The following is a 21,732-nucleotide window of genomic DNA, read 5'->3' as shown; positions in this document are numbered from 1 at the left end:
GGTCGGGCCGGTGCGTTCGGTGCGTTCGGTGGGGCTTCGTGCGGGAGGGTGGAACCGGTCGGTGGGGCCGGCCGGTGGTGCCGTTCTGCCGGGACTTCCGGGTTTTCGGGCTTTCGGGACTTTCGGTGGGGTGGACAGTTTTAGCCCGCTGCTTCGATGCGGCTACTCACCGAAGTGACAATTTCGGGGCTTTGTGCAGCTGACGTGCCATCACATCGTGAGCGTCGGCTGGGAGCTCTCGGGCGCATCGGGACGCGTACGCCCGCGGATGACCAGAACGGTCCCTACGGCGACCAGGACGAATCCGGCGATTCCGGCACCCAGTGGCACCGTGCGCCCCACCGTGCGCAGCAGTGAGCTGTCGGTCTCGGCCAGGTCCACCTGCTCCCTCTGGGTCTTCGGGGTGAACGCGATCCGCTTGCTGTCGAGCAGGACGACGGCGTCCTTCTTCCCGCCGGGCGCCCGCAGCGTCTTGCGCGGCCCGATCGCCGCGTAGATGATCCGGCCCGTGCGCTGATCGGCGACCAGCTCGATGCCGTGGTTGGAGTACCACTCCTCGGCGAGCACCTGGCCGGCGTCCTCCACGCCCACGATCGCGCCCGGTACGAGCCGGGTGCCGGTCTTGGCCGGGGGCACGGTGCCGGTGAACCGCAGGCCCTCGTACCCCTGGATCCGCTTCTTGCCCCGGTACGCCAGCGTGACGGTCGAGCCGAGCGTGTTGTCCCACCAGATGTAGGAGCGTTCCTGCACGTCGAAGGGGAACTTGAGGTACGCCTCGCCCTCGAAGTAGGGCTTCTCCTCGCAGCAGTGGACGGGCTTGTTCGTCCTCCGGTCGGTCACCCAGCGCTCCAGGGTCCACTGGAGCGCGTCGTGCGGGTCGGCCGCGGGCAGCGACGCGTCGGTGTCGACGGTGGTGGACACGTCCCAGACCGCCCGGCCGCTGCGCTCGCTGTCGGCGACGTCGCCGCGGGCGTGCCGGGTGATGGTGATCTTCTTGCCCCGGACGGTCTCGACCTCGTCGGTGTCGAAATAACTTCCCGTGCCGGTGAAGACGGTCGTGGTGTCGACGTCGGTGGGGGTGCGCTGGGCGCGTGGCTCGACGTACCACGCGAGCAGCGGGGCCAGGACGAGCAGGAAGACGCCCAGACCCAGTATGACCAGGGAGAAGGGTGTGGCGGTACGGCGCATCCGGGCACTCCAAGGGCTCGTGGTGACACGGCGCGGACAGGGGCCGGCACGGTGGGGCAGGGTGCAGGTGCGGTATGGGCCGGGAACCGTAGGCGCACCCTTGACGAAGTGTCAATGCGTTGTCGACACTGAGGACTTGCCGGACGGGACCGGACGGGACCGGTCACGTCGGGAGTGTTCCCGGCGCAGCGCCAGGGTGGGAGTGACCTCGACAGAGAGGCTGACCCGCGATGCCCAGACTGCTCGCCGTCCTGCTGACCGTGGCGGCCGCCGCCGTGCTCGCCGTGGGCACCGCCCTCGGCCTCGTCGCGCTGCTCGACGCGACCCCCGACCAGCCGAACACGCCGCTCATCACCTACGAGACGGCCGGCCGGGAGCGCTGACCATGGTGCTCCGACCGGGACCCGTCACCGTGCGCTCGGCCTGGCACGACGTGCCGTCGCCGCAGGTACGGCAGTTCGCCGCGCTCGCGATGGCCGAGGCGCCCGTCCTCGCCCAGGAGATCCTCCAGGAGATCCGGCACGAGTACCCGCACCTGCCCGTGGTGCTCGACGACTCCGGCGAGCCGATGGCGCTGATCGGGATCAGGCGGGCCATCGAGGTGTTCGTCCAGCACCTGGAGACCGCCGAGGGCCGGCCGCGCGTGCACCCCGAGGTCTTCCAGGAGTTCGGCCGCGGCGAGGGCCTCGGCGGCCGCAGCCTCGACGCGCTCCAGGCGATCTACCGGCTCGGCGTCCGGCTCGCCTGGCGCCGGTTCGCCGAGATCGGGCAGCGCGTGGAGATCCCGCCGCCCGCGATGTACGAGCTGGTCGACGCCGGTTACGAGTACCTGGACGGGCTCGTCGACCAGTCCGTACGCGGTTACGCGGAGGCCGCCGCCCGGCAGGCGGGGGAGCGGTTGCGGCTGCAGCGCGGGCTGATGGAGCTGCTGCTCGCCGAGCACCACCGGGACGACCCGGCCGGGGCGCTCGCGGAGCGGGCCGCGCGGATCGGGTGGCCGCTGCCCGGCAGGGTCGCGGTCGGCGTGCTGCTGCGGCCGGCCCGCGAGGCCGTGGCCCCGGCGGTCGGCCAGGGCGTCCTGCTGGACATGGAGTACGAGCAGCCCCGCATGGTCGTGCCCGAACCCGGCGCCGCCGGGCGCCCCGAGCTGCTGCACCGGGCGCTGACGGGGTGGGCCGGCGCGATCGGGCCGCCCGTGCCGCTGGCCGACGCGGCGAAGTCGCTGCGCTGGGCGGAGGCGGCGGTACGGCTGATGGAGCGGGGGCTGCTGCCCGCGGGCGAGGTGCTGTACTGCACCGAGCACACCGAGGCGCTGGTCCTGCTGCAGCCCGAGGAGCTGATCGACGACCTGGCCCTGCGGTGCCTGGAGCCGCTCGCCCACTGCGGTCCCACGCACGGGCGGCGGCTCGCCGAGACGATGCTGGCCTGGCTGGAGACGCGGGGCGGGGCCCCGGAGGTGGCGGCGCGGTTGGGGGTCCATCCGCAGACCGTGCGGTATCGCCTCCGGCAGATCAGGGAGCTGTGGGGGGACGAGGTGGACGATCCGGACCGGCGCTTCGAGCTGGAGCTGGTGCTGCGGGCCCAGCGGTTGCGGGGGGAGCTGGGTGATCCCCGGGGCCGGCGCTGACATGCCTTCCCCGCCCACCCGTCCGTTTACGGCACCTCGGCGGGCGGGCCGCCAGGACGCCGCCTGCCCCACTTATTGCCCGTCCCTCACCCGTGTGAGTAGCCTGTGTTCGCTATGCCGATCGGCTGTTGAAATTTCGAACACAAGGGAGGGGGCCAGTTGTGGGACGTCTCGTGCCTGCCGTAACCAGGGCTCTCGACATACTCGAACTCTTCCTGGACGGGGACGGCACGCTCTCCGCCCCCGACATCGTGCGCCGGCTCCAGCTGCCGCGCACCACCGTGCACGAGCTGGTGACGACGCTCGCGGCCCGCTCGTACATCACGCCCGTACCGGGTCAGCCCGGACGCTACCGGCTCGGTGTGCGGCCGTACCAGCTCGGCAGCCGCTACGCCGAGCAGCTGGACCTGGCCGCCGAGGGGCAGCAGGTCGCCCGCTCCGTCGCGGAGACCTGCGACGAGACCGTGCACGTGGCGATCCTCGAAGGCACGGACGTCATCTACATCGCCAAGGTCGACTCCACGCACGCCGTGCGCATGGTGTCCGCCGCCGGCCGCCGCCTTCCCGCGCACTGCACCTCCGTGGGCAAGATGCTGCTCGCCTCGCTGTCCGCGCCCGAGCTGGCCTCGCGGATCCCCGACGACGCCGACCTGATCCGGATGACGCCGAACAGCATCACCGAGCCGGCCGCCCTGCGCGAGGCGCTGGACGAGATCCGCGCCCGCGGCGTCGCGGTGGAGAGCCGTGAGTCGAACCCCGACGTCAGCTGCGTCGCCGCGCCGGTGCGCGACCGCACGGGCCAGGTCGTGGCCGCGCTCTCCATCTCCGTGCCGATGATCCGCTGGAGCGAGGACCGCCGGGCCGAGCTGGAGCAGCTCGCCGCCAAGGGCGCGGCCGAACTGTCGGAGCGGCTCGGCCACCGGAGCGTGGCATGACACGCGCGCACGCGTACGACGTGGCCGTGCGGGCGGAGGCCGCGCTCGGCGAGGGCCCCACCTGGGACGCCGAGGGCGGGAGGCTGATCTGGCTCGACATCCTCGGCTCCCGGGTCTTCACCTACGAACCGGTCTCCGGCCGGCGCACCGTGCTGGCCACCGAGCAGCACGTGGGCGCCGCCAAGCCGCGGGCGGGCGGCGGCCTGGTGGTCAACCTGCGCGACGGGGTGGGCCTCTACGACCCGGCGCCGGCGCCGGCGCCGGAGCCGACGGCGGACCCGGGCGGTCCGGCCAGCCCGGACGGCCCGGCCGGCTCCGCCGGGTCGGCCGGGTTCCGTTGGCTGCACCGCGAGCCCGTCCCCGGCCGCCGCGCCAACGACGCGGCGGTCGCGCCCGACGGTGCCCTGTGGGCCGGGACGATGCGCTACGACGAGGCGCCGGGCGGCGGCTCGCTCTCCCGGATCGCGCCGGACGGGACGGTCACCACCGTCCTCGACGACGTGACCGTGAGCAACGGGACGGGCTGGAGCCCCGACGGCCGCCTCATGTACTACATCGACACCCCGACGCGACGGATCGACGTCTTCGACTTCGACGGACGGCAGGCCACCGGGCGGCGGCCGCTGGTGACCGTCGAGGAAGGCGACGGCTACCCCGACGGGCTCACCGTCGACGCCGAGGGCTGTGTCTGGGTCGCCTTCTGGGACGGCGGGGCGGTCCGCCGCTACACCCCCTCCGGCGTCCTGGACCACGTCGTCGAGCTGCCCGTGCCGCGCGTCACGGCCTGCGCGTTCGGCGGCGCCGACCTGACCGACCTCTACATCACCACGGCCCGCACGGGCCTGGAGGCACCGCACCCGCTCGCCGGCTCACTGCTCGTCGTCCCCGGCGCGGGCAAGGGCCTGCCCCTGCCCCCGTTCGCGGGCTGACAGCCCCGCGAGCTCCTTCGCACCGCACCCAGCGGCCCCCGTCCGGATCCGGACGGGGGCCGCTGTTTTTGCGCGAACCATTGACTAGTAAGCGCTTCCTATCTACGGTCCGTTCGAAGTTACGAGCGCTCACCGAAATCTCGAACAGAGACACCCGGCACAGAGACAGCCGGACAGAGACACCCGGAACAGAGACACCTCGGACGGACCTCTCGAACGGATGGGCAGGGCATGGGACGACCTGGCCTGGATCGCAGGCAACTCCTGGCGGGACTGAGCGGGCTGACGGTCGCGGGAAGCCTCGGATTCGCCGCACTCGGCACCGGGGCGGACGCACTCGCCTCCGGCGCGGACACCCGCGTGCGCTACTGGAACCTCTTCAGCGGCGGCGACGGCTACAACATGATCGCGATGCTGGACGCCTTCCGGAAGGCGCACCCGGACATCGAGGTGAAGGACTCCACCCTCCAGTGGGGCAGCCCCTTCTACACCAAACTGGCCATGGCGGCGGCGGGCAGCCGCGCACCCGACCTCGGCGTCATGCACCTGGGCCGCGTCACCGGCTTCTCGCCCGGCCGGCTCCTGGACCCCTGGGACGTCGGCCTGCTCGCGAAGTACGGGGTCCGGGAGGCGGACTTCAGCCCCGAGCTGTGGAAGCGCGCCGTCATCGGCGGCGAGCTCTACGCCCTCCCGCTCGACATCCACGTCCAGCTCTGCTTCTACCGCAAGGACGTGCTGAAGCGGGCGGGCCTGCTCGGCGACGACGGCCGCATGGTGCCCGTGACCTCGGTCGACACGTGGTTCGACGTGCTCAAGGAGGCCAAGGCGGCCACCAGGAAGGGGCTGCAGACCATCGGGATGTGGTCCAGCGACCAGAACTTCCAGTGGTGGTTCTTCGTCGCCTTCTACACCCAGCTCGGCGGCACCTGGTTCGACGACGCCCGCACCGAGGTCACCTTCGACACCGACAAGGCCACCCGGGTACTGGAGTTCCTGCGCCGCCACGTCACCGACGGGTACGCCGACCCGGCCTTCGCGGGCGGCGCGGGCGCCGAACAGTTCGTCAACGGCGGCCCGTTCGTCTGGGAGGGCAACTGGTCGGTGCCCGTCTTCGACGGCGCGGGGATCGAGTACGGGGCCACCCCGCTGCCGCCCGTCTTCGGGAAGCAGGCCACCCACGCCGAGTCGCACTCCTTCGTGCTGCCCCACCAGGCCGGCCGCGGCGGAGCCGCCGACGAGGGCGCGCACCGGCTCGCCGCCTACATCGTCCGGCATGCCGCGCTGTGGGCGGCCGGCGGCCACATCCCCGCCCACACGCCGACCCTCGCCACGGCCGCGTACCGGAAGCTGGAGCCGCAGAACGAGTACGTCTCGGCCATGGACCACCAGGCCACCGAGCCGAAGGTGTGGTTCGCCGGGTCCACCGGCATCCTCGCCCAGCGCGTCGGCCCGGTCGTCGTCTCCGCCACCGTGGGCTCCGCCAGGCCGGACGCCGCCGCCCGCGGCATGAGGAGGACCCTCACCGAACTGCTCGCCTCGAAGAACCCCATGGACGGCAGGACCGCCGCGCAGGGAGGTGCGGTCGCATGACGACGACCGACGCACGGACCGTCGTCGCCCCGGTGCGCGCGAGGACCGCGACCGGCACCGCCACCGTCCGCCGCAGGCAGGGCTTCCAGCACGGCGGCTGGTTCGTCGCCCCGTTCCTCGTGCTGTTCGCGCTGTTCGTGGTCTGGCCGCTGCTGCGCGGCGTCCACCTCAGTTTCACGGACGCCAACATCTCCGGCGACGCCACGCACTTCATCGGCCTCGACAACTACCGCGAGGCGTTCGACGACCCGCTGGTGTGGGAATCCCTGGGCCACAGCGCCTACTTCACGCTGCTGGTGGTGCCCTGCATCACCGTGCTCGCCTTCCTCCTCGCGATGCTGGCCCACCACATCGAGCGCGTCACATGGCTGTGGCGGCTGTGCTTCTTCGCCCCGTTCCTGCTGCCGTCCACCGTCGCCGCCAACCTGTGGCAGTGGCTGTTCAACCCCGGCACCGGCATGGTCAACCACGTCTTCGGCATCGAGACGGCCTGGCTGAACGACAAGTCGTACGCGATGCTCGCCGTCGTCATCTGCACCCTGTGGTGGACGGTCGGCTTCAGCTTCCTGCTCTACCTCGCGGCCCTCCAGGGCATCCCCGCGCACCTCTACGAGGCCGCCGAGCTGGACGGCGCCAACGCCTGGCACCGCACGGTCCGCATCACCCTGCCGATGCTGCGCCACATCACCGGCCTCGTCCTCGCCCTGCAGGTCCTCGCCTCGCTCCAGGTCTTCGACCAGGCCGTGGTGATGACGGACTTCCTGCCGGGCCCGGAGGGCTCCACGCGCACCTTCGTTCAGTACACCCTCGAAGAGGGCTTCACCAGCTACCGCGTCGGCTACGCCTCCGCGATCTCCGTCATCTTCTTCGTGATCATCGCCGCCGTCGCCCTCGCGCGGATGTGGCTGCTGCGCAACCGTGAGGAGGGCGGCCGATGAGCACCGCCGCACAGCCCCGCACCACGGCCGACGGCACGGCCCGCGAGACGGTCCGCGGCACGGCCCGCAGGGCCACGGGACGCACCGCCCGCCGCCCCTGGACGCCCGGCCAGATCGTGCTCACCCTCCTCGGCGCCGCCGTCTCCGCGGTGTTCCTCGCGCCGCTGGCCTGGGCCCTGTTCACCTCGCTCAAGTCGGAGACCGAGGCGGTCGAGGTGCCGCCGCACTGGCTGCCGCGGGAGTGGACGGCCCAGGCGTGGTCGGCGATCTTCGAGACCGGCAACATCACCAACTGGTTCGTGAACTCGCTGGTGGTCTCGGTGTGCGTGACGTTCGTGGTCCTCACCGTCGGCGCACTCGCCGGATACGGTTTCGCCCGCACCGAGTTCCGCGGCAGGAAGCCGCTGCTGGGCCTGGTGATGACCGGGCTGATGGTCTCCCCGGCCGTCCTCGGCGTCCCGCTCTTCACCACCGTCCAGCAGATGGGGATGGTCGACACCTACTGGGGCATGATCCTGCCGCAGTGCGCGCCCGCCGCGATGGTCTACATCCTCTACAAGTTCTTCCAGGGCATCACGCGCGAACTGGAGGAGGCCGCCTTCATCGACGGCGCGGGCCGCTGGCGGGTCTTCTTCACCATCGTGCTCCCGCTGTCCCGGCCCTCCCTCGCGGCGGTCGGCATCTTCACCTTCATCGCGTCCTGGAACAACTTCCTGTGGCCGTACATGGTGACCAGCGACCCCGACCTGATGACCATGCCGAACGGCATCGCGACCGTCATGAACTCGTACGGCATCCAGTGGGCCCAGCTGATGGCCGGCGGCCTGATGGCGGGCCTCCCCCTGATCGTCGTCTTCGTCTTCTTCCAACGCCAGATAGTGACAGGAGTGACCCACACGGGCCTGGCCGGCCAGTAAGCCCCTTCAAGGGCGGCCTTTTAGGGGCGCGGGGAACTGCGCGACCAGCCACACCGCMCCCGCACCCGCCGACGCACACAAGCCACCCCACCCGAAAGGCGAAACCGGCACCCATGCGCAAAGACACGGCCCGCTTCACCCTGGACCCCGCCTTCACGATCGGCGAGGTCAGCCCCCGCCTCTTCGGCTCGTTCGTGGAACACCTCGGCCGCTGCGTCCACACGGGCACCCACGAGCCCGGCCACCCCACCGCCGACGCGGCGGGCCTGCGCCAGGACGTCCTGGACCTGGTACGGGAACTCGGCGTCACCACCATCCGCTATCCCGGCGGCAACTTCGTCTCCGGCTACAAGTGGGAGGACTCGGTCGGCCCCGCCGAGGACCGCCCCCGCCGCCTCGACCTGGCCTGGCACTCCACGGAGACGAACCGCTTCGGCTTCTCCGAGTACATCGCCTTCCTGCGGAAGCTCGGCCCGCAGGCCGAACCCATGATGGCCCTCAACCTCGGCACGCGGGGCGTCGCCGAGGCCCTGGAGCTCCAGGAGTACGCCAACCACCCCTCGGGCACCGCCCTGTCGGACCTCCGCGCCGCCCACGGCGACAAGGACCCCTTCGGCATCCGGCTGTGGTGCCTGGGCAACGAGATGGACGGCCCCTGGCAGACCGGCCACAAGACCGCCCGGGAGTACGGCAGGCTCGCCGCCGAGACCGCCCGCGCCATGCGCCAGCAGGACCCCGGCGTGGAACTCGTCGCCTGCGGCTCCTCCGGACAGTCGATGGAGACCTTCGCCGCGTGGGAGGCGACGGTCCTGGAGGAGGCGTACGACGTCGTCGACCACATCTCCCTGCACGCGTACTACGAACCGCTCGACGGCGACGTCGACTCCTTCCTCGCCTCCGCCGTCGACATGGAGTCCTTCATCGAGAACGTGGTCGCGACCTGCGACCACGTCGGCGCGCGGCTGAAGTCGAAGAAGAGGATCGACCTCTCCTTCGACGAGTGGAACGTCTGGTACCTCTCCCGCTGGCAGGAGCGGGCGACGACGTTCGCGCAGGACGACTGGCCGGAGGCGCCGCGTCTCCTGGAGGACAACTACAGCGTCACCGACGCCGTCGTCCTCGGCTCGCTGCTGATCGCGCTGCTGCGGCACGCGGACCGGGTGGCCGTGGCGTGCCTGGCCCAGCTCGTCAACGTCATCGCGCCGATCATGACCGAGCCGGGCGGCCCGGCCTGGCGCCAGACGACCTTCTTCCCGTTCGCGCAGGCCTCGCGGTACGGGCGGGGCCGGGTCCTCGACGTACGCGTGGACTCACCGACGTACGGGACGGCGAAGTACGGCGAGACGGACCTGCTGCACGCCACCGCGGTGCGCGGCGAGGACGGCTCGGTGACCGTCTTCGCCGTCAACCGCGACCGCGCCGGCGTGCTGCCGCTGGAGGTGACGCTCGGTTCCCTCGGCCTGACCGCCGTCGTGGAGCACAGCGCCCTGGCGGACGCCGACCCGGACGCCCGCAACACCCTCGACGAGCCGGACCGGGTTCTTCCGCACGACGTGACGGGGACGACGCTCCAGGACGGCACACTCACCGCCACCCTGGAGCCGCTGTCCTGGAACGTGATCAGACTGGCCTGACCCGGCAGGGACGGCGGAGACCGCAGGGACCGCAGGGGCGCGCCGGGGTCAGCGGGTCCTGAAGCGGCGGAAGAGGTTGCGGGCCACGTACACCCCCGGGCCGCCGAAGCCGACGAGGTCGACGCGTCCGTCGCCGGTGACGTCGGCGAGGAAGCGGGGATGGCGGTCGACCCGCCAGGCGCCCGCGTCCTCGCCGTACCCGAACCCCCGGCACACCAACTGGGCCTGCTCGTACGTCCCGTCGCCCCGGTTGTGCGCCACCCAGACACCCTCGTCGCCGAAGCCGACGACGTCCGGCGTGCCGTCGCCGGTCACGTCGGCGAGGTGCCGGAGGTGCTTCGCGCTCGTCCACCCCTGGGCGCGCCCGAAGTCGTTCAGGACGAGCTTCGAGGGCTCGAACGTGCCGTCGCCGCGCCCGCGGGCGACGACGACGCCCTGCGGGCCGAAGCCCACGAGGTCCGCCGTTCCGTCACCGGTGGTCGCGGCCAGGAAACGGGGATGCTCCTCGGCCGAACCCCACCCCTGGTCGACCCCGAACTCGTCCAGGACGTACAGGGGTTCGGCGAATTCTCCTTCCTCGTCCTGGAGCGAGACCCATACCCCGTCCTCGTGGCAGCCGACGAGGTCGAGCCTGCCGTCGCCGGTGGTGTCGGCGAGGAAACGGGGGTGCCGGTCGGCGAGCCAGCCGCCGGCCTCCTCGCCGTGGCCGAACGCCTTGAGGGCCGGTTCGTCGGCGAGCGGCGCGAACTTCCCCTCCTCGTCCTGGAGCGAGATCCACACCCCGTCCTCGTGGCAGCCGACGAGGTCGAGCCTGCCGTCGCCGGTGGTGTCGGCGAGGAAGCGCGGGTGCCGGTCGGCGAGCCAGCCGCCGGCCTGCGGGCCGTGGCCGAACGCCTTGAGGGCCGGTTGGCCGCCCGCGGGCGCGAACGTCCCGTCCTCGGCCCGGGAGGAGACCCGGACGCCGTCGGCGGCCAGCACGACGACGTCGGGCCTGCCGTCGCCCGTCGTGTCCGCGAGGGCCCACAGGTCCGCGGGGCTCGGGGAGGGCGCGGGCCGCTGCAGGACGCGTTCCTCGTCCTCGAACGTCCCGTCGCCCCTGCCGGCCGACGTCACGGCCCCCTTCGCGGGTTTCAGCGCCACGATGTCGGTCCGCCCCGTGCCCGAGGTGTCGGCGAGGAACCGCTCACCGAGCCCGGCCCACCGGCCGGGCTGCCCGCCGCGGGCACGGTCGGCCCCGTCGCTCTTCCACCCGCCGGCGTCCTGGTCGCTGCCGAACCGCTCGGCGACCAGCAGCAGGTCGCTGAAGGAGGGCGTCGCGTCGGGGACCGGCCGCAGCGCGGGCGAACGGGTCAGCCGCCAGGACCGGCGGCCGTTCCAGTGGTCCAGCGCCGCGAAGCGCAGTACGAGGTCGCTGGTGCGCTCGGGGTCGGCGGGGATCAAGCGCCACCGCTGGCTCTGCGAGGCGTCGTCGTACTCGCTCAGGACGACCCGGGTCTCGGTCTCACCGGAGGCGGGACCGGAGCCGGAGCCGGGACCGCCCGAGCCGCCGGGGTCGGCGAGGTCGAGGACGGTGCCCGCGGCCGCCTCCTCGATGAAGTAGAGGCCCGCTTCCCCCTCGACGGGGACGACGCGCCACTGCTGGCTCTTCTTCCCGGCGGCGGCGTCCCCCTGGCGGACGCCCCGGTCCGCGGCGCCGGGGTTGTCGAGCACCTTGCCGCTCACCGCGTTGCGGATCACGCAGGCCCCGTCCTCCTGCGCGGGCTGCACCGGGGTGAACCGCCACCGCTCCGGGTCCGGGCCGCCGGCGGGGACGTCGCGGACGACGAGCGCCCCGTCCGTGCCCGGCGCCGCCCTGGCGCCGAGGGACCTCCCCGTGGCGGCGTTGACGATCTCCAGTGTGAGTTCTTCCGTGGGCACGGGCATCGTGGTGCCTCCTCCAGGCGGGGCGGGTGCGGACTCGGGACGGACGCGGCTCACGTGAAGACGTGGTGGTACGGCACGTTCCACTCGTTGGGCAGCCGTGGGTAGAACGTGTTGATGACCGTCCCGGTGAAGTCCCCGCCCCAGTTGTAGGTGAGGCGCACCTCGCTGTCGGCCGTCACCGCGTGGTCCTTGAACCCGAGGATGGCGTCGGGGTGGGTGATCGGCACGAACGTGATCCCGCCCCACGGGGTCACCGTGACGACCCAGAGCTGGGTGTCCTCCGGCGCCCCGTTCTTCCCGCGCCACTTGTCGCCCACCTTGTCGGGGAGGCCGACCTGGACGGTGTCGGCCGTGCTCTTGGGAGCCTCCTGGTGGACGGTGATGCGCCGGCGCTGCGGCTTGGGCGCACCGTCGTCACCGCGTCCCTCGTCGCCGCGCCCACCAGTGGCCGTGGCAGTGGCGGTGGCGGTGCCCGAGCCGGCCGGCGGGGGCGACACCTGGCCCGCGGCGCTCTCGATGACGTACAGCGGCCGCTGTCCGAAGAAGCCGGCCGGGGTGACGTACCAGAGGTGGCCCTGTGCCTCCTTGGTGGCCGGGTCCAGCGCGGTGGCGAGCTTGACGCCCTTGTCGTGGCTCTCCTGCTTCAGCTCGACGGGCCGCAGGTAGCCGCCGTTGAAGGCGTGGACGAGCATGACCGGCCGGTTCTCCAGCAGCGTCGCCACGATCGCGTTGTCGTAGCTGTTCACCGCCACCGGTCCGCCGACCACCAGATTCGACATCGTCGTGCGTTCTTGGGTGTACATCGCGGAAACCTCACCTGTTCTGGATGTAGAAGAACAATGCGTCAGATGCTGGATGAAATGACGGGAGCCGCTCGAAAAGCGCAGGGATGACCGTGTCCGTAATTCACGGCACTTCAAGTTAGCGCTTTCCCTGTTGATTCAGGAATGCCCCCGGACCCTTTATCACTCGAATGAGCGTGATGTGCGGAGGCGCTCTTCCTGACGAATTGTGGCCGTGCTAGCTTCGATTACTGGAACGTGCGCATGTTTCCTTCTGCTCTTTTTCGAGCACGGTTCGCCCGCGATCAGTTGAGGACAGGAAATGCCTTCCAACGCGTACAACCCGGTAGATGCCCGGCGCCGGCCGCTGACCAAGAAGAACCTGTGGGAACTGGGCATCGGGCAGGCCTGGCAGTCCATCCTGGACCACCCCAACCTTCTCTACGTCGACGACTACGGCGCGCAGCACAAGCCCGTGGGGTTCTCCGTGAACAAGTCGAGTTTCGGCACGTTCTCGGGAAGCGCGTTCCAGCAGGGCTGGCTCGCCTACATGAATCTCGGGGAGCCGCTGATCGAGGTGCGCGGAGGAATCGGCCAGCCGCCGCCCGAATCCTTCTCCTCGCGCTCCTACGTCAATCGCAGCCAGTCCGAGATGACCTTCACGGACTCGGTCGATTTCTCCGTGTCGAACGGGGTCACGTGGTCGCTGAGCGGGGACACCAAGCTCACCTTCGGCGGCAGTGTCGGCGCCTCGCTCCAGCTTCAGCTGCAGAACCAGCTCCGCCTGGATCTGCAGTCGCAACTCGCGGCGTCGTGCCAGGTCGGGGCCGCGAACAAGAACGCGAACACGGCGACCAACAAGAACAGCAAGGACAACATGGGGGTCGACAACGCCAACACCACCGAGATGTCCGCGAGCGGCTCCGCGACGGCCTCCTTGGCGAACACGATGACGAACTCGGTGGGGTTCACGACCACGGGCTCCGCGACCGGCAACGCGTCGCTCAACGCTCAGCTGGCCCTGGGCGTCGCCGCCACCGTCGGCGGCTCCCTGAACACCAGCTGGGCCTCGAAGTCGCAGATCTCCGGCAAGGTCCCGCCGAACTCGCGGGTGGAGACCCTGGTCACGCAGCGGCGCACCCGCAAGCAGTACACCTACGAGATCCCGGTGACCTTCTCCGGACTGATCGCGGTGCAGTACGCCGTTCCGGTGGCGGTCCTGTCCCCGCCGCAGTCCGGGGACTACCCCGGCCTCAGCCCGCTGGTCGCCCGCGACATCGGCGACATCGACCTGACGCCCGGCGACTTCCGCATGCTGGGACTGGCCGAGGTCGTTTCCGCCCTCGACGTGCACCACACGATGCTCGACGGCGAGAGCCTGGCCGTCAGCGAACAGACCCTGCACAAGAAGCCCTGACCGCGCGGCACCGCCGCCACGACGACGACCAGAGGTGACGACCATGGTGTTCGACAACATCTTCAACTCCGCGGGCCGGGGCGCGGGGCTCTTCTCCGTGACCACCGACGGCACGAAGCCCCGCTTCGGCGAGGACGTCGACTTCGAGGACGCCGACGACGACACGTACGACGACACGAGCACCAGCCTGTTCAGCAACGCGATCCACGGCGCCTCCTTCCGCGCGAAGACCGTGCAGGAGCAGTCACCCGAGGCGCGGGTCGTCCTGGGGTTCCTCGGCTCCTTCATCCAGGCCACCCAGGCATCGGCCGGCGCGCAGGCCCAGTACGCCCGGGACCCCGGCTCGGTGTCCGGAGCGGCGTCCGCGGGCATGCAGCAGGCGAGCGCGACAGTGGAGGGGCACGGCGGCCTGCAGAAGGACGAGGACCTGGAGGGCAGGCCGAGTAAGAGCGACTTCTCCAAGCCTCCCAAGACCCCGGAGGCGCCCAAGGCGCCGGAAGCCCCCAAGGCGCCCAAGGCGAGTCGGGCGTTTGGGGGGGGGCGGGGGCGAAGCCGCCCCGGCCCGCCCCGGCGCGTCACACAGGAAGCAGCTGCCACTGCCGGCCCCGGTGGTCACCCTCCGACCCGTGCTGCTCGATCACCGTCCGGGCGTTGGTGGCGACCCGCAGCAGCAGACCGCTGTTCCGGTTCGCGATCTCGTACGCCCGCGGGGTGTCGGTCACCGGGCCCGCCGGGATCAGCCGCCACTGCTGGTGATGGGCGTCGCCGCCCTCGTAGGCGCGCTGCGCGATCACCGCCCCCGCCCTCTCCTGCGCCCCGGCGACCTCCAGGACCTTGCCGCTGCGCACGTTCTCGATCCGGTACAGGACGTCGCCGTCGGCCTGGCCCGACGCGATCAGCCGCCACCGCTGGTGGTCCCGGGGGACGGCGAGGGACTGGTGGACCTCGGCCCCGTCCTTGGTGGACTCGCGCACCACCCCGATCCGCAGCCTGCTGCGGACGTTGGCCCAGGAGACCACCGTGCCGGAGTCGGGCAGCCCGGCCAGTTTCGCCGAAGCGATCTTCCGGATCCGGTTGTTGAGGTGGTCGGCGATGTAGAGGGTGTCCACGCAGTCCACGGCGAGTCCGAACGGGTTGCGCAGTTGGGCCGCGGCTGCCGGGCCGTCGTCGCCGCCGAAACCCGCGGTGCCCGTTCCCGCAACCGTGGTGATGGTCCCGTCAGTGGTGATCTTCCTGACCCGGTGGTTGTTGTATTCGGAGACGTAAAGGGTGCCGGTGCTGTCGATCGCCACTCCCAGGGGGAGGTTCAGCCGCGCCGCGGTCGCCGGGCCGTCGTCGCCGCCGAAACCCGCCACGCCCGTTCCGGCAACCGTGGTGATGGTCCCGTCGGTGGTGATCTTCCGGACCCGGTGGTTGTTGCCGTCGGTGATGTACAGGGTGCCCGCACTGTCCACCGCCACCGCGTACGGGCGGTTCAGCTGGGCCTGAACGGCCGGACCGTCATCTCCCTTGAATCCCGTGGCCCCGGTTCCCGCGATCGTGGTGATGGTCCCGTCGGTGGTGACCTTCCGGATCCGGTTGTTGGTGTGGTCGGAGAGGTAGAGGGTGCCGCTGCTGTCCACCACCACCCCCAGCGGGTAGTTCAGCCGGGCGGCGGTGGCGAGGCCGCCGTCACCGCTGAATCCCGCGACCCCGGTCCCCGCAACCGTGGTGATGGTCCCGTCGGTTGCGATCTTCCGTACCCGGTGGTTGCCGGCATCGGTGACGTAGACGGCGCCCGCGCCGTCCACCGCCACTTCGCGTGGACAGTTCAACTGGGCCGACAGGGCGGGGCCGTTGTCGCCCCGGTAGCCCGCGGCCCCGGTTCCGGCGACCGTGCTGACCTTGCCGTCCGTCGTGATCTTCCGGACCCGGTGGTTGTTGTAGTCGGAGAAATAGAGGGTGCCGGTGCCGTCCACCGCGACCCCGTACGGACGGTTCAACTGGGCGGCGACGGCGGGCTCGCCGTCCCCCTTGGACCCCGCGGTCCCGGTCCCTGCGACCGTACTGATCGGAGGAGCGGAGTCCGCGTCGCCCGTGGCCGCCGCCTGAGGAGTGCTCATCGTCGTCCCTTCACCGTTCACCGGCCGTCCCTCACGGACGGTTGTCGGCTGACTCCAGAAAGTCACAACGGCGTCGGGGTTGGCTAGTCCACTCCAGGGTGGTTTGCACGGTGCACCGACGAGATACGGCCTCAACTCAGGCCGCGCCACGGGAAGAAGACCGCGGCGAATGACCTCCCCCGTGGGCCATTCGCCGCGTACTGGGCACGTTAGGAGGCGACGTCCGCCGGGGACCACCGTGCACGCCGACCAGATTCGGCCGCCGGGTGTGCACGCTGCCCACCCGCCGCGCGCAGGGCGTGCACGACGTCGTGGATGCCCGAACCGGTCGTCAGCAGGTCCCGGTTGAGGAGGCGCTCGGCGGCGCGCAGGTGCGCGCGGACCGTGTTGCGGCTCAGGCCCACCCGCGCGGCCGTGCGCTGCGCATCGGTGTTGGCGTCGATCCAGGCCTCCACGGTCCGGTACAGGTCGCGCTGCCGGGTGTCGCGCAGCGGGCGCAGGAAGGGCTCCGCCCATGCCGTGGCGGGGGCGGAGCGCATCAGTTCGCCGAGCTGTGGCGAGACCGCCGGCCGGCCGGTGTCGGCGGGATCGGGCTGCAACGCGGTGAGGGACAGGGCCAGGTCGAGCGTGGCACGGGTGCGGACCTCGCCGAGGTCGATGCCCAGCGCCTCCTCCGCGCGCCGGCAGTGCGCCGTGACGGTGGTGCGGCTCAGGTGCAGCAGCCGGGCCACCCCGGACCGGGAGAACGTCACGGCCAGCCGGACGACGTCCACGGTGGACTGGGGGACCTCCTGCAAGGGCTCCAGGTGGGCGCGCGCCCAGGCGAGGGCCGGCCGGTGCGGCAGGACGTGCACCAGCGAGGGCCGTCCCCGGTAAGCGGCCAGCCGGCCGGGGGAGTTGCGGGCGACGGCGAGGGCGTGCACGGCCTCGCCGTAGGCCGCACCCGTGGCGGCGAGCGGATGGGGCCGGCTGACGCCCAGCGCGTACGCGGGGTTCTCCGCGACGAGCCGGCGCAGCACCTCCCCCTGCCGGAAGCGCCCGCCCAGCTCCGGGTCCTCGGCGACGGGGCAGATCAACTGCTCCCGGAACACCGGGCAGTTCACCATCAGCCCCGGGCCGTGGTAGCCCGACGGATCGAGGTAGGTCCTGGTCAGCCGGTCGCGGTCGGCGGGCGGGCAGTGCAGGAGGTGGACCCGTACGCGCTGCGCGTCCAGCAGCGGCGGTACGTCGCCGGTGGTCATCCGGCGCGCCATGGTGACGTCCCCGGCCAGCAGCGCGGTCAGCACCGCGAACCGCAGCTGCGCCGCCTTCGCCTCGTAGCCGTGCGTGGCGCCCTCGGCCTCGGACGCCCGGGTCAGCAGGTCGACGAGACCGCCGGCCTGCGAGGTCAGGGCCGCCGCCTCCCGCGGCAGCGGCGAGGCGCTGGCGGTCACCAGCACCGGCCGCGGCTCCTGCCCGCCGAACGCTTCGAGGCGTACCTCCAGCTCACCGAGCCGGGTCGTGGCGGCGGCCAGCCGCCCGCCCGCCAGGCGCTCCACCTGTTCCGTCAGCGCGCCCGCCGCCTGCCGGGGGAAGCCGGCCGTGGCCGCCTCGACCGCGCCGGTGCGGCCGATCCAGGCGAGGTGCGCCCCGGTCCGCCGGCCGAGCCACTCCAGCACCTGCGCCGGGGTGCCCTGCCGCCGTACGAGCCGCATCAGCCCGTCGACGCCGGCGTCGAAGCCGATGCCGATGCCGTCCGTGTGTCCCCGTGCTCCCACCGCCACTCGCCTTCCCCAGCCGCGTACCCATGGTCCGACAGAAGACCCTAATGCGCCCCCCGGTGACGTTCACGCCACCGCCGTACGCGCCAGTTCCCGCAGTTCGTCGAGCGCCGCCGCGACGGCGGGGCGTTCGTGGCCGCCGGCCCTGGTGCAGGTGAGGAGCTTGCGGTGCGGGTCGCCGGTGCACCGTACGCGGGTGAGCGGCAGGTGGGGAGGGAGCGGGGCGAGCCGGGGGACGAGCGCGACCCCGAGGCCGTGCGCGACGAGGTGGGCCATGACGTTCCAGTCCAGCGCCAGGTGGACGACATCGGGGGTGAAGCCCGCGGCGCCGCACGCGGAGAGCACGTGCGGGCGGCAGGGGCTGTCCGCGACCGGCGCGATCCAGTCCTCGCGCGCGGCCTCCGCGAGGTCGATCCGGTCGCGTCCCGCGAGCCGGTGCGTGTCGGGCACGACCAGGTCGAACGGGTCGTCCAGCAGCGGCCGCTGGTCGAACCTGGCGTCGCCGGGCGGCGGGTTGCGCGGGGTCACCTCCACGATGGAGAGGTCGGCCCTGCCCTCGAAGAGCAGGTCGAAGCCCTCCAGGACGGCCGCCTCCTGGATCCGCACGGAGAGCCGGGGGTGGCGTTCGCGCAGCCGGGCCGCCATCGGGGCCAGGAGCACCGAGGCGGCCGTCGGGACGCCGCTCACCCGCAGCAGTCCGGCCGGGTCGTCGTGGTCGGCCCGCAGGTCGAGCTCCGCCTGGTCCCAGCGGGCCTGGATGGCGTCGGCGTGCGCGAGCAGGCTCCGCGCGGCGGGGGTCAGCCGGACGCCGCGCCCCTGCGGTTCCAGCAGGTCGACCCCGAGCTCCCGGGCGAGCCCGCGGACCTGTTGCGAGGCGGCGGAGGTCGTCAGGTGCAGGGCGCGGGCGGCGGCGGTCACCGTGCCGTAGTGCTCGACGGCCCGCAGGACGTGGAGCCGGCGCAGGTCAATCATGAAGCCCACGCTTCAAGGTCGCGTCCGGAAAGTCAACCTGGACGCACAGGATCGCGGGTCGCACCCTGGAACCACCAGGCCCCGATCGCGTCAGGAGTCGCAGATGTCCGGCACGGCACGTCCCTCGCCCACGCCTACGCCTACGCCCGCCGCCGGGGCGTGCCCGTACTGCGGGTGGCCGGACCGGGCCGAGCCCTTCCAGGTGGTGTCCCGGCACGGCACGGCGGGCGGGCAGACGGTCTGGACCCGGTGCGCGTGCGGGTCGCTGCAGGTGCGGGTGGTGGACGCGCGGGGGGTGCGCGTCCTGAGCCGCAGTCGCGGCCGCGGCCGCGGGGGTTCGGCCGAGTCGTCGCTGCGGGCCGGTGGGGGTCACCCGCGCAGTTCCCCGCGCCCCTGAAAACCTAGGGGCGCGGGGAACTGCGCGACCAGCCCCCACCGGCCCGCAGGTGAATCCCGGACGGTCGGCCCGTCAGCTCGTCTCGATGCCGAGGGTCAAGGCGCCCGCGTACCCCGTGCTCGGCGAAGTGCCCAGTGGCGTCAGGGTCAGGAGGCCGGACGTCGCGCCTCCGTCGTCGTAGATGCCGTCCTGCGCGAGCGTCGTGCGCGGCACGGTGTTGGCCGCGTACACGGGCAGCGCCCCCACTCGCGCGGTGACCGTCTCGTCGAAGAACAGCTGCCCGGTGTGCAGCTCCCGGCCGCCCTCGAAGGAGCCGTCGGCGGTCAGCGTGACGCCGGTGTGCACCTTGACGTGGATGTGGACGCAGCGGCCCCGGTACCACCCGGGATAGACGCTGGTGATCCGCGCGACGCCGTCGGGGCCCGTCAGGACCCCGCCGCGCAGGAACGTGCCGTTGTCCGGCTCGTCGTGCCCGTTCCCGCCGACGAACCCGCTGTACTCGCCGAGGGCGTCGCAGTGCCAGAGCTCCACCAGCGCGTTCGCGAGCGGGGCGCAGGTGTCGTCGTCGACGACGGTGAGTGTGAGCTTCAGCGGGATGCCGGTCTTGTCCTCGTGGATGTCGGCGCGGACCAGCTGTCCGTCGAGGTAGTAGGGGCCTTCGGTCATCTCCTTCGTGAGGGTGCAGACGGCCGCGGCGGCTGCCGGGACCTGGTCGGCGGCGGTGGGGGAGTCCTGGACCGCGGCGCCCACGGTCAGTGTCGCCGCAGTGGCGCCCGTGGCGAGGAGCAGGGTTCGTCGTCCGATCGCTTTGTCTGTCATGGACACGGCACCGTAGGGGCGGAAGCTGTCGGAGTGCTGTACGTCGGGCAAAGTGACGGGGCGTCAAGTGTCTTGTGCGTCAGTCGTGACGCCGAAAAACTTTCGACATCTGCCGGGGCGCGGGGGGCTGCGCGAACCGTTGACGCGCAAGGGGTTCGATCCTACGTTCCCGTTCGAGGTAAGGGTCACTGTTCGCGATGCCGAACGCACGGCATCCCTGAATCCCCCCACTCGCCCCCCACGCCAGGAGGAACCGCGTGAACCGCACCTCCAGCACCGGCAGTGTCTCCGGCGTCCCCGGCCGGAAGTCCCGCCGTACGGCCCGCAGGACGACGCTCCTCGCCCTGCCCGCCGCCGTCCTGCTCGCCCTCGTCCCCACCACCGCCTCGGCGTACCCGAACCCCGGCACCGTCACCGGCTCGACCGTCGTCCACGACCCGACGATGATCCGTTCCTCGTCCGGCCGGTACCTGCTGTACGCCACCGGCGGCGGCCTCGGGTACCGGACGTCGACCGACCGGATCGCCTTCGGCGCGGGTGCCGACGCCTTCGGCACCAAGCCCGGCTGGTGGTCGTCGTACGCGACCGAGGCGTGGGCGCCCGACATCTCGTACCAGGGCGGCACGTACCTGATGTACTACGCCGTCTCGACCTTCGGCTCGAACAGGTCGGCCATCGGGCTGGCTGCCTCGGCGACCGGGCTGCCGGGCTCCTGGACCGACCGCGGGACGGTCTACACCTCCACCACGTCCAGCGACTACAACGCCATCGACCCGAACCTCTTCGTCGACGGCGACGGCAAGTGGTGGCTCTCCTTCGGGAGTTGGTGGACCGGGCTGAAGATGATCCGGCTCGACCCGTCGACCGGCAAGCAGCTCTCGTCGGACACCACGCGCCACTCGATCGCGTCCCGTCCGACCGGCACCAAGGCGGTGGAGGCGCCGTACATCGTCAAACGGGGCGGCTACTACTACCTGTTCGCGTCGTACGACACCTGCTGCGCCGGGACCGCCTCCACGTACAAGGTCAAGGTCGGGCGGGCCACGAGTGTCACCGGGCCGTACCACGACAGGAACGGGGTCTCCCTGATGAACAACGGCGGGACGCCCGTGCTGGAGTCGCACGGGCGGTACATCGGGCCCGGCGGGCAGTCGATCATGGCGGACGTCGACGGTGACCTGATCGTCTACCACTACTACGACGGCCAGGACAACGGCACCCCGAAGCTCGGCATCAACCTCTTGAACTGGACCAGCGGGTGGCCGGTCGCCTACTGACCCGGCGCCCCTAAAAGACTGCGCAGTTCCCCGCGCCCCTGAAAACCTCAGGGGCGCGGGGAACTGCGCAATCGTTGAGGTCAGCCCCCACCGGCGGTGAGCCGGGGTCGCGCCAGGGACCGGGTCAGCCGACCCGGCCCGACCCGCCGGCCGCAGGCCAGTTCGTGCCGGAGGGGGTCGGCGTGTTCGGCCACCCCCCGGCCGGCTGGGGCGGCGGCGGTGGCGGGAACCCCTGCGGATGCCCCGGCGCGGCCACCGCGGTCAGCCCGCCCGGCATCCCCGTCGTGCCACGGGCCTGCGCGGCCGTCATCGGCTGCGGCTGCCCGACCATCCCGTTCGCGGGAGCGACAGCGGCGGCGGCGACCGGCTGCGGAACCGGCACCGGCTGCGGAACCGGCACCGGCTGCGGAACCGGCTGAGGCGCCGGCACGGGCTGCGGCACCAGCTGGGGCGGCTGCTGCAACCCCGGCTGGCCCGCCATCGACCCTGCCATCGCCCCCACCCCCGCGGTGAGCGGCTGCGGCT

18 protein-coding genes and 2 pseudogenes are annotated in these 21,732 nt (G+C 71.9%); 12 read left to right on the top strand and 8 right to left on the bottom strand.

Features of this window, described 5'->3' with window-relative positions; translation table 11 throughout:
- Positions 1-210: 210 nt before the first annotated feature.
- The gene (locus FGF04_RS25215; RefSeq protein ID WP_149513535.1) at positions 211-1,188 is read right to left on the bottom strand and encodes a DUF3068 domain-containing protein; all 978 of its coding nucleotides are present in this window, start codon (positions 1,186-1,188) and stop codon (positions 211-213) included.
- Positions 1,189-1,418: 230 nt separating this feature from the next.
- Between FGF04_RS25215 and FGF04_RS40195 the strand changes: the two genes are divergently transcribed.
- The 8 genes from FGF04_RS40195 to arfA all read left to right on the top strand — a co-directional run bounded on the left by FGF04_RS40195 (position 1,419) and on the right by arfA (position 9,758).
- Positions 1,419-1,571 (top strand): hypothetical protein, encoded by a 153-nt coding sequence (locus tag FGF04_RS40195; RefSeq protein ID WP_188114211.1) that lies wholly within the window; start codon positions 1,419-1,421, stop codon positions 1,569-1,571.
- A 2-nt stretch (positions 1,572-1,573) separates the two neighbouring features.
- The gene (locus FGF04_RS25210; RefSeq protein ID WP_149513534.1) at positions 1,574-2,815 is read left to right on the top strand and encodes a helix-turn-helix domain-containing protein; all 1,242 of its coding nucleotides are present in this window, start codon (positions 1,574-1,576) and stop codon (positions 2,813-2,815) included.
- A gap of 161 nt (positions 2,816-2,976) precedes the next feature.
- Positions 2,977-3,750, top strand: a complete 774-nt coding sequence (locus FGF04_RS25205) for an IclR family transcriptional regulator (protein WP_149513533.1) — start codon at positions 2,977-2,979, stop codon at positions 3,748-3,750.
- Positions 3,747-4,679, top strand: coding sequence for an SMP-30/gluconolactonase/LRE family protein (locus FGF04_RS25200; protein ID WP_149513532.1), 933 nt, complete (start codon positions 3,747-3,749; stop codon positions 4,677-4,679). Before FGF04_RS25205 ends, FGF04_RS25200 begins: the two co-directional genes overlap by 4 nt.
- Before the next feature lie 231 nt (positions 4,680-4,910).
- On the top strand, positions 4,911-6,269 hold the full coding sequence (locus tag FGF04_RS25195; RefSeq protein ID WP_149513531.1) for an extracellular solute-binding protein: 1,359 nt from the start codon (positions 4,911-4,913) through the stop codon (positions 6,267-6,269).
- On the top strand, positions 6,266-7,207 hold the full coding sequence (locus FGF04_RS25190) for a carbohydrate ABC transporter permease (protein ID WP_149513530.1): 942 nt from the start codon (positions 6,266-6,268) through the stop codon (positions 7,205-7,207). The genes FGF04_RS25195 and FGF04_RS25190 overlap by 4 nt, the downstream gene beginning before the upstream one ends.
- Positions 7,204-8,124, top strand: coding sequence for a carbohydrate ABC transporter permease (locus FGF04_RS25185; RefSeq protein ID WP_235882482.1), 921 nt, complete (start codon positions 7,204-7,206; stop codon positions 8,122-8,124). Before FGF04_RS25190 ends, FGF04_RS25185 begins: the two co-directional genes overlap by 4 nt.
- A gap of 113 nt (positions 8,125-8,237) precedes the next feature.
- On the top strand, positions 8,238-9,758 hold the full coding sequence (gene arfA / locus FGF04_RS25180; RefSeq protein ID WP_149513529.1) for an arabinosylfuranosidase ArfA: 1,521 nt from the start codon (positions 8,238-8,240) through the stop codon (positions 9,756-9,758).
- A 48-nt stretch (positions 9,759-9,806) separates the two neighbouring features.
- On the opposite strand, the gene FGF04_RS25175 is transcribed toward arfA, so the two are convergent.
- Positions 9,807-11,681 carry an FG-GAP-like repeat-containing protein gene (locus FGF04_RS25175; RefSeq protein ID WP_149513528.1) on the bottom strand — a complete coding sequence of 625 codons (1,875 nt, stop codon included), beginning with the start codon at positions 11,679-11,681 and terminating at the stop codon, positions 9,807-9,809.
- A 50-nt stretch (positions 11,682-11,731) separates the two neighbouring features.
- Complete coding sequence (locus tag FGF04_RS25170) at positions 11,732-12,484, bottom strand: hypothetical protein (RefSeq protein WP_149513527.1); 753 nt, start codon at positions 12,482-12,484, stop codon at positions 11,732-11,734.
- 301 nt (positions 12,485-12,785) lie between these two features.
- Between FGF04_RS25170 and FGF04_RS25165 the strand changes: the two genes are divergently transcribed.
- On the top strand, positions 12,786-13,880 hold the full coding sequence (locus tag FGF04_RS25165) for a flagellar basal body L-ring protein FlgH (protein WP_149513526.1): 1,095 nt from the start codon (positions 12,786-12,788) through the stop codon (positions 13,878-13,880).
- Between the two features lie 43 nt (positions 13,881-13,923).
- Positions 13,924-14,397, top strand: a pseudogene (locus tag FGF04_RS41255) (hypothetical protein); the annotation flags it as partial.
- Between the two features lie 58 nt (positions 14,398-14,455).
- On the opposite strand, the gene FGF04_RS25155 reads toward FGF04_RS41255, so the two are convergent.
- From FGF04_RS25155 to FGF04_RS25145, 3 genes are all read right to left on the bottom strand, one after another.
- Positions 14,456-15,982, bottom strand: coding sequence for an NHL domain-containing protein (locus FGF04_RS25155; protein ID WP_149513525.1), 1,527 nt, complete (start codon positions 15,980-15,982; stop codon positions 14,456-14,458).
- A 209-nt stretch (positions 15,983-16,191) separates the two neighbouring features.
- Positions 16,192-17,739, bottom strand: a complete 1,548-nt coding sequence (locus tag FGF04_RS25150) for a helix-turn-helix domain-containing protein (protein ID WP_235882481.1) — start codon at positions 17,737-17,739, stop codon at positions 16,192-16,194.
- 69 nt (positions 17,740-17,808) lie between these two features.
- Entirely contained in the window at positions 17,809-18,714 is a 906-nt protein-coding gene (locus FGF04_RS25145) for a LysR family transcriptional regulator (RefSeq protein WP_149513524.1), read from the bottom strand.
- Between the two features lie 103 nt (positions 18,715-18,817).
- Here FGF04_RS25145 and FGF04_RS41250 point away from each other — a divergent pair, with 103 nt between their 5' ends.
- Positions 18,818-19,111 carry a hypothetical protein gene (locus FGF04_RS41250; protein WP_235882480.1) on the top strand — a complete coding sequence of 98 codons (294 nt, stop codon included), beginning with the start codon at positions 18,818-18,820 and terminating at the stop codon, positions 19,109-19,111.
- A gap of 72 nt (positions 19,112-19,183) precedes the next feature.
- Here the strand turns inward: FGF04_RS41250 and FGF04_RS25135 are convergent, their stop codons facing one another.
- Positions 19,184-19,930: an intradiol ring-cleavage dioxygenase gene (locus tag FGF04_RS25135; protein WP_149513523.1), complete on the bottom strand. Its 747-nt coding sequence runs from the start codon at positions 19,928-19,930 to the stop codon at positions 19,184-19,186.
- Between the two features lie 344 nt (positions 19,931-20,274).
- On the opposite strand from FGF04_RS25135, the gene FGF04_RS25130 reads away from it, so the two are divergent.
- Positions 20,275-21,207, top strand: a complete 933-nt coding sequence (locus FGF04_RS25130; RefSeq protein WP_235882515.1) for an arabinan endo-1,5-alpha-L-arabinosidase — start codon at positions 20,275-20,277, stop codon at positions 21,205-21,207.
- Positions 21,208-21,331: 124 nt separating this feature from the next.
- On the opposite strand, the pseudogene FGF04_RS40675 reads toward FGF04_RS25130, so the two are convergent.
- A pseudogene (locus FGF04_RS40675) lies at positions 21,332-21,732 on the bottom strand (hypothetical protein); the annotation flags it as partial.

Origin of the sequence: Streptomyces apricus, from assembly GCF_008369065.1 — a bacterium.
GTDB classification, from domain to species: Bacteria; Actinomycetota; Actinomycetes; order Streptomycetales; family Streptomycetaceae; genus Streptomyces; species Streptomyces apricus.
The sequence above is the reverse complement of the archived record's forward strand: the minus strand, read 5'-3'. Positions and strand labels throughout refer to the sequence as shown.

What these genes read in the sequence shown, in the direction of transcription:
- FGF04_RS25215 (WP_149513535.1), bottom strand. Translation starts at nt 1,188, where the DNA reads ATGCGCCGTACCGCCACACCCTTCTCCCTGGTCATACTGGGTCTGGGC.
- FGF04_RS40195 (WP_188114211.1), top strand. Translation starts at nt 1,419, where the DNA reads ATGCCCAGACTGCTCGCCGTCCTGCTGACCGTGGCGGCCGCCGCCGTG.
- FGF04_RS25210 (WP_149513534.1), top strand. Translation starts at nt 1,574, where the DNA reads ATGGTGCTCCGACCGGGACCCGTCACCGTGCGCTCGGCCTGGCACGAC.
- FGF04_RS25200 (WP_149513532.1), top strand. Translation starts at nt 3,747, where the DNA reads ATGACACGCGCGCACGCGTACGACGTGGCCGTGCGGGCGGAGGCCGCG.
- FGF04_RS25195 (WP_149513531.1), top strand. Translation starts at nt 4,911, where the DNA reads ATGGGACGACCTGGCCTGGATCGCAGGCAACTCCTGGCGGGACTGAGC.
- FGF04_RS25190 (WP_149513530.1), top strand. Translation starts at nt 6,266, where the DNA reads ATGACGACGACCGACGCACGGACCGTCGTCGCCCCGGTGCGCGCGAGG.
- FGF04_RS25185 (WP_235882482.1), top strand. Translation starts at nt 7,204, where the DNA reads ATGAGCACCGCCGCACAGCCCCGCACCACGGCCGACGGCACGGCCCGC.
- arfA (WP_149513529.1), top strand. Translation starts at nt 8,238, where the DNA reads ATGCGCAAAGACACGGCCCGCTTCACCCTGGACCCCGCCTTCACGATC.
- FGF04_RS25175 (WP_149513528.1), bottom strand. Translation starts at nt 11,681, where the DNA reads ATGCCCGTGCCCACGGAAGAACTCACACTGGAGATCGTCAACGCCGCC.
- FGF04_RS25170 (WP_149513527.1), bottom strand. Translation starts at nt 12,484, where the DNA reads ATGTACACCCAAGAACGCACGACGATGTCGAATCTGGTGGTCGGCGGA.
- FGF04_RS25165 (WP_149513526.1), top strand. Translation starts at nt 12,786, where the DNA reads ATGCCTTCCAACGCGTACAACCCGGTAGATGCCCGGCGCCGGCCGCTG.
- FGF04_RS25155 (WP_149513525.1), bottom strand. Translation starts at nt 15,982, where the DNA reads ATGAGCACTCCTCAGGCGGCGGCCACGGGCGACGCGGACTCCGCTCCT.
- FGF04_RS25145 (WP_149513524.1), bottom strand. Translation starts at nt 18,714, where the DNA reads ATGATTGACCTGCGCCGGCTCCACGTCCTGCGGGCCGTCGAGCACTAC.
- FGF04_RS41250 (WP_235882480.1), top strand. Translation starts at nt 18,818, where the DNA reads ATGTCCGGCACGGCACGTCCCTCGCCCACGCCTACGCCTACGCCCGCC.
- FGF04_RS25135 (WP_149513523.1), bottom strand. Translation starts at nt 19,930, where the DNA reads ATGACAGACAAAGCGATCGGACGACGAACCCTGCTCCTCGCCACGGGC.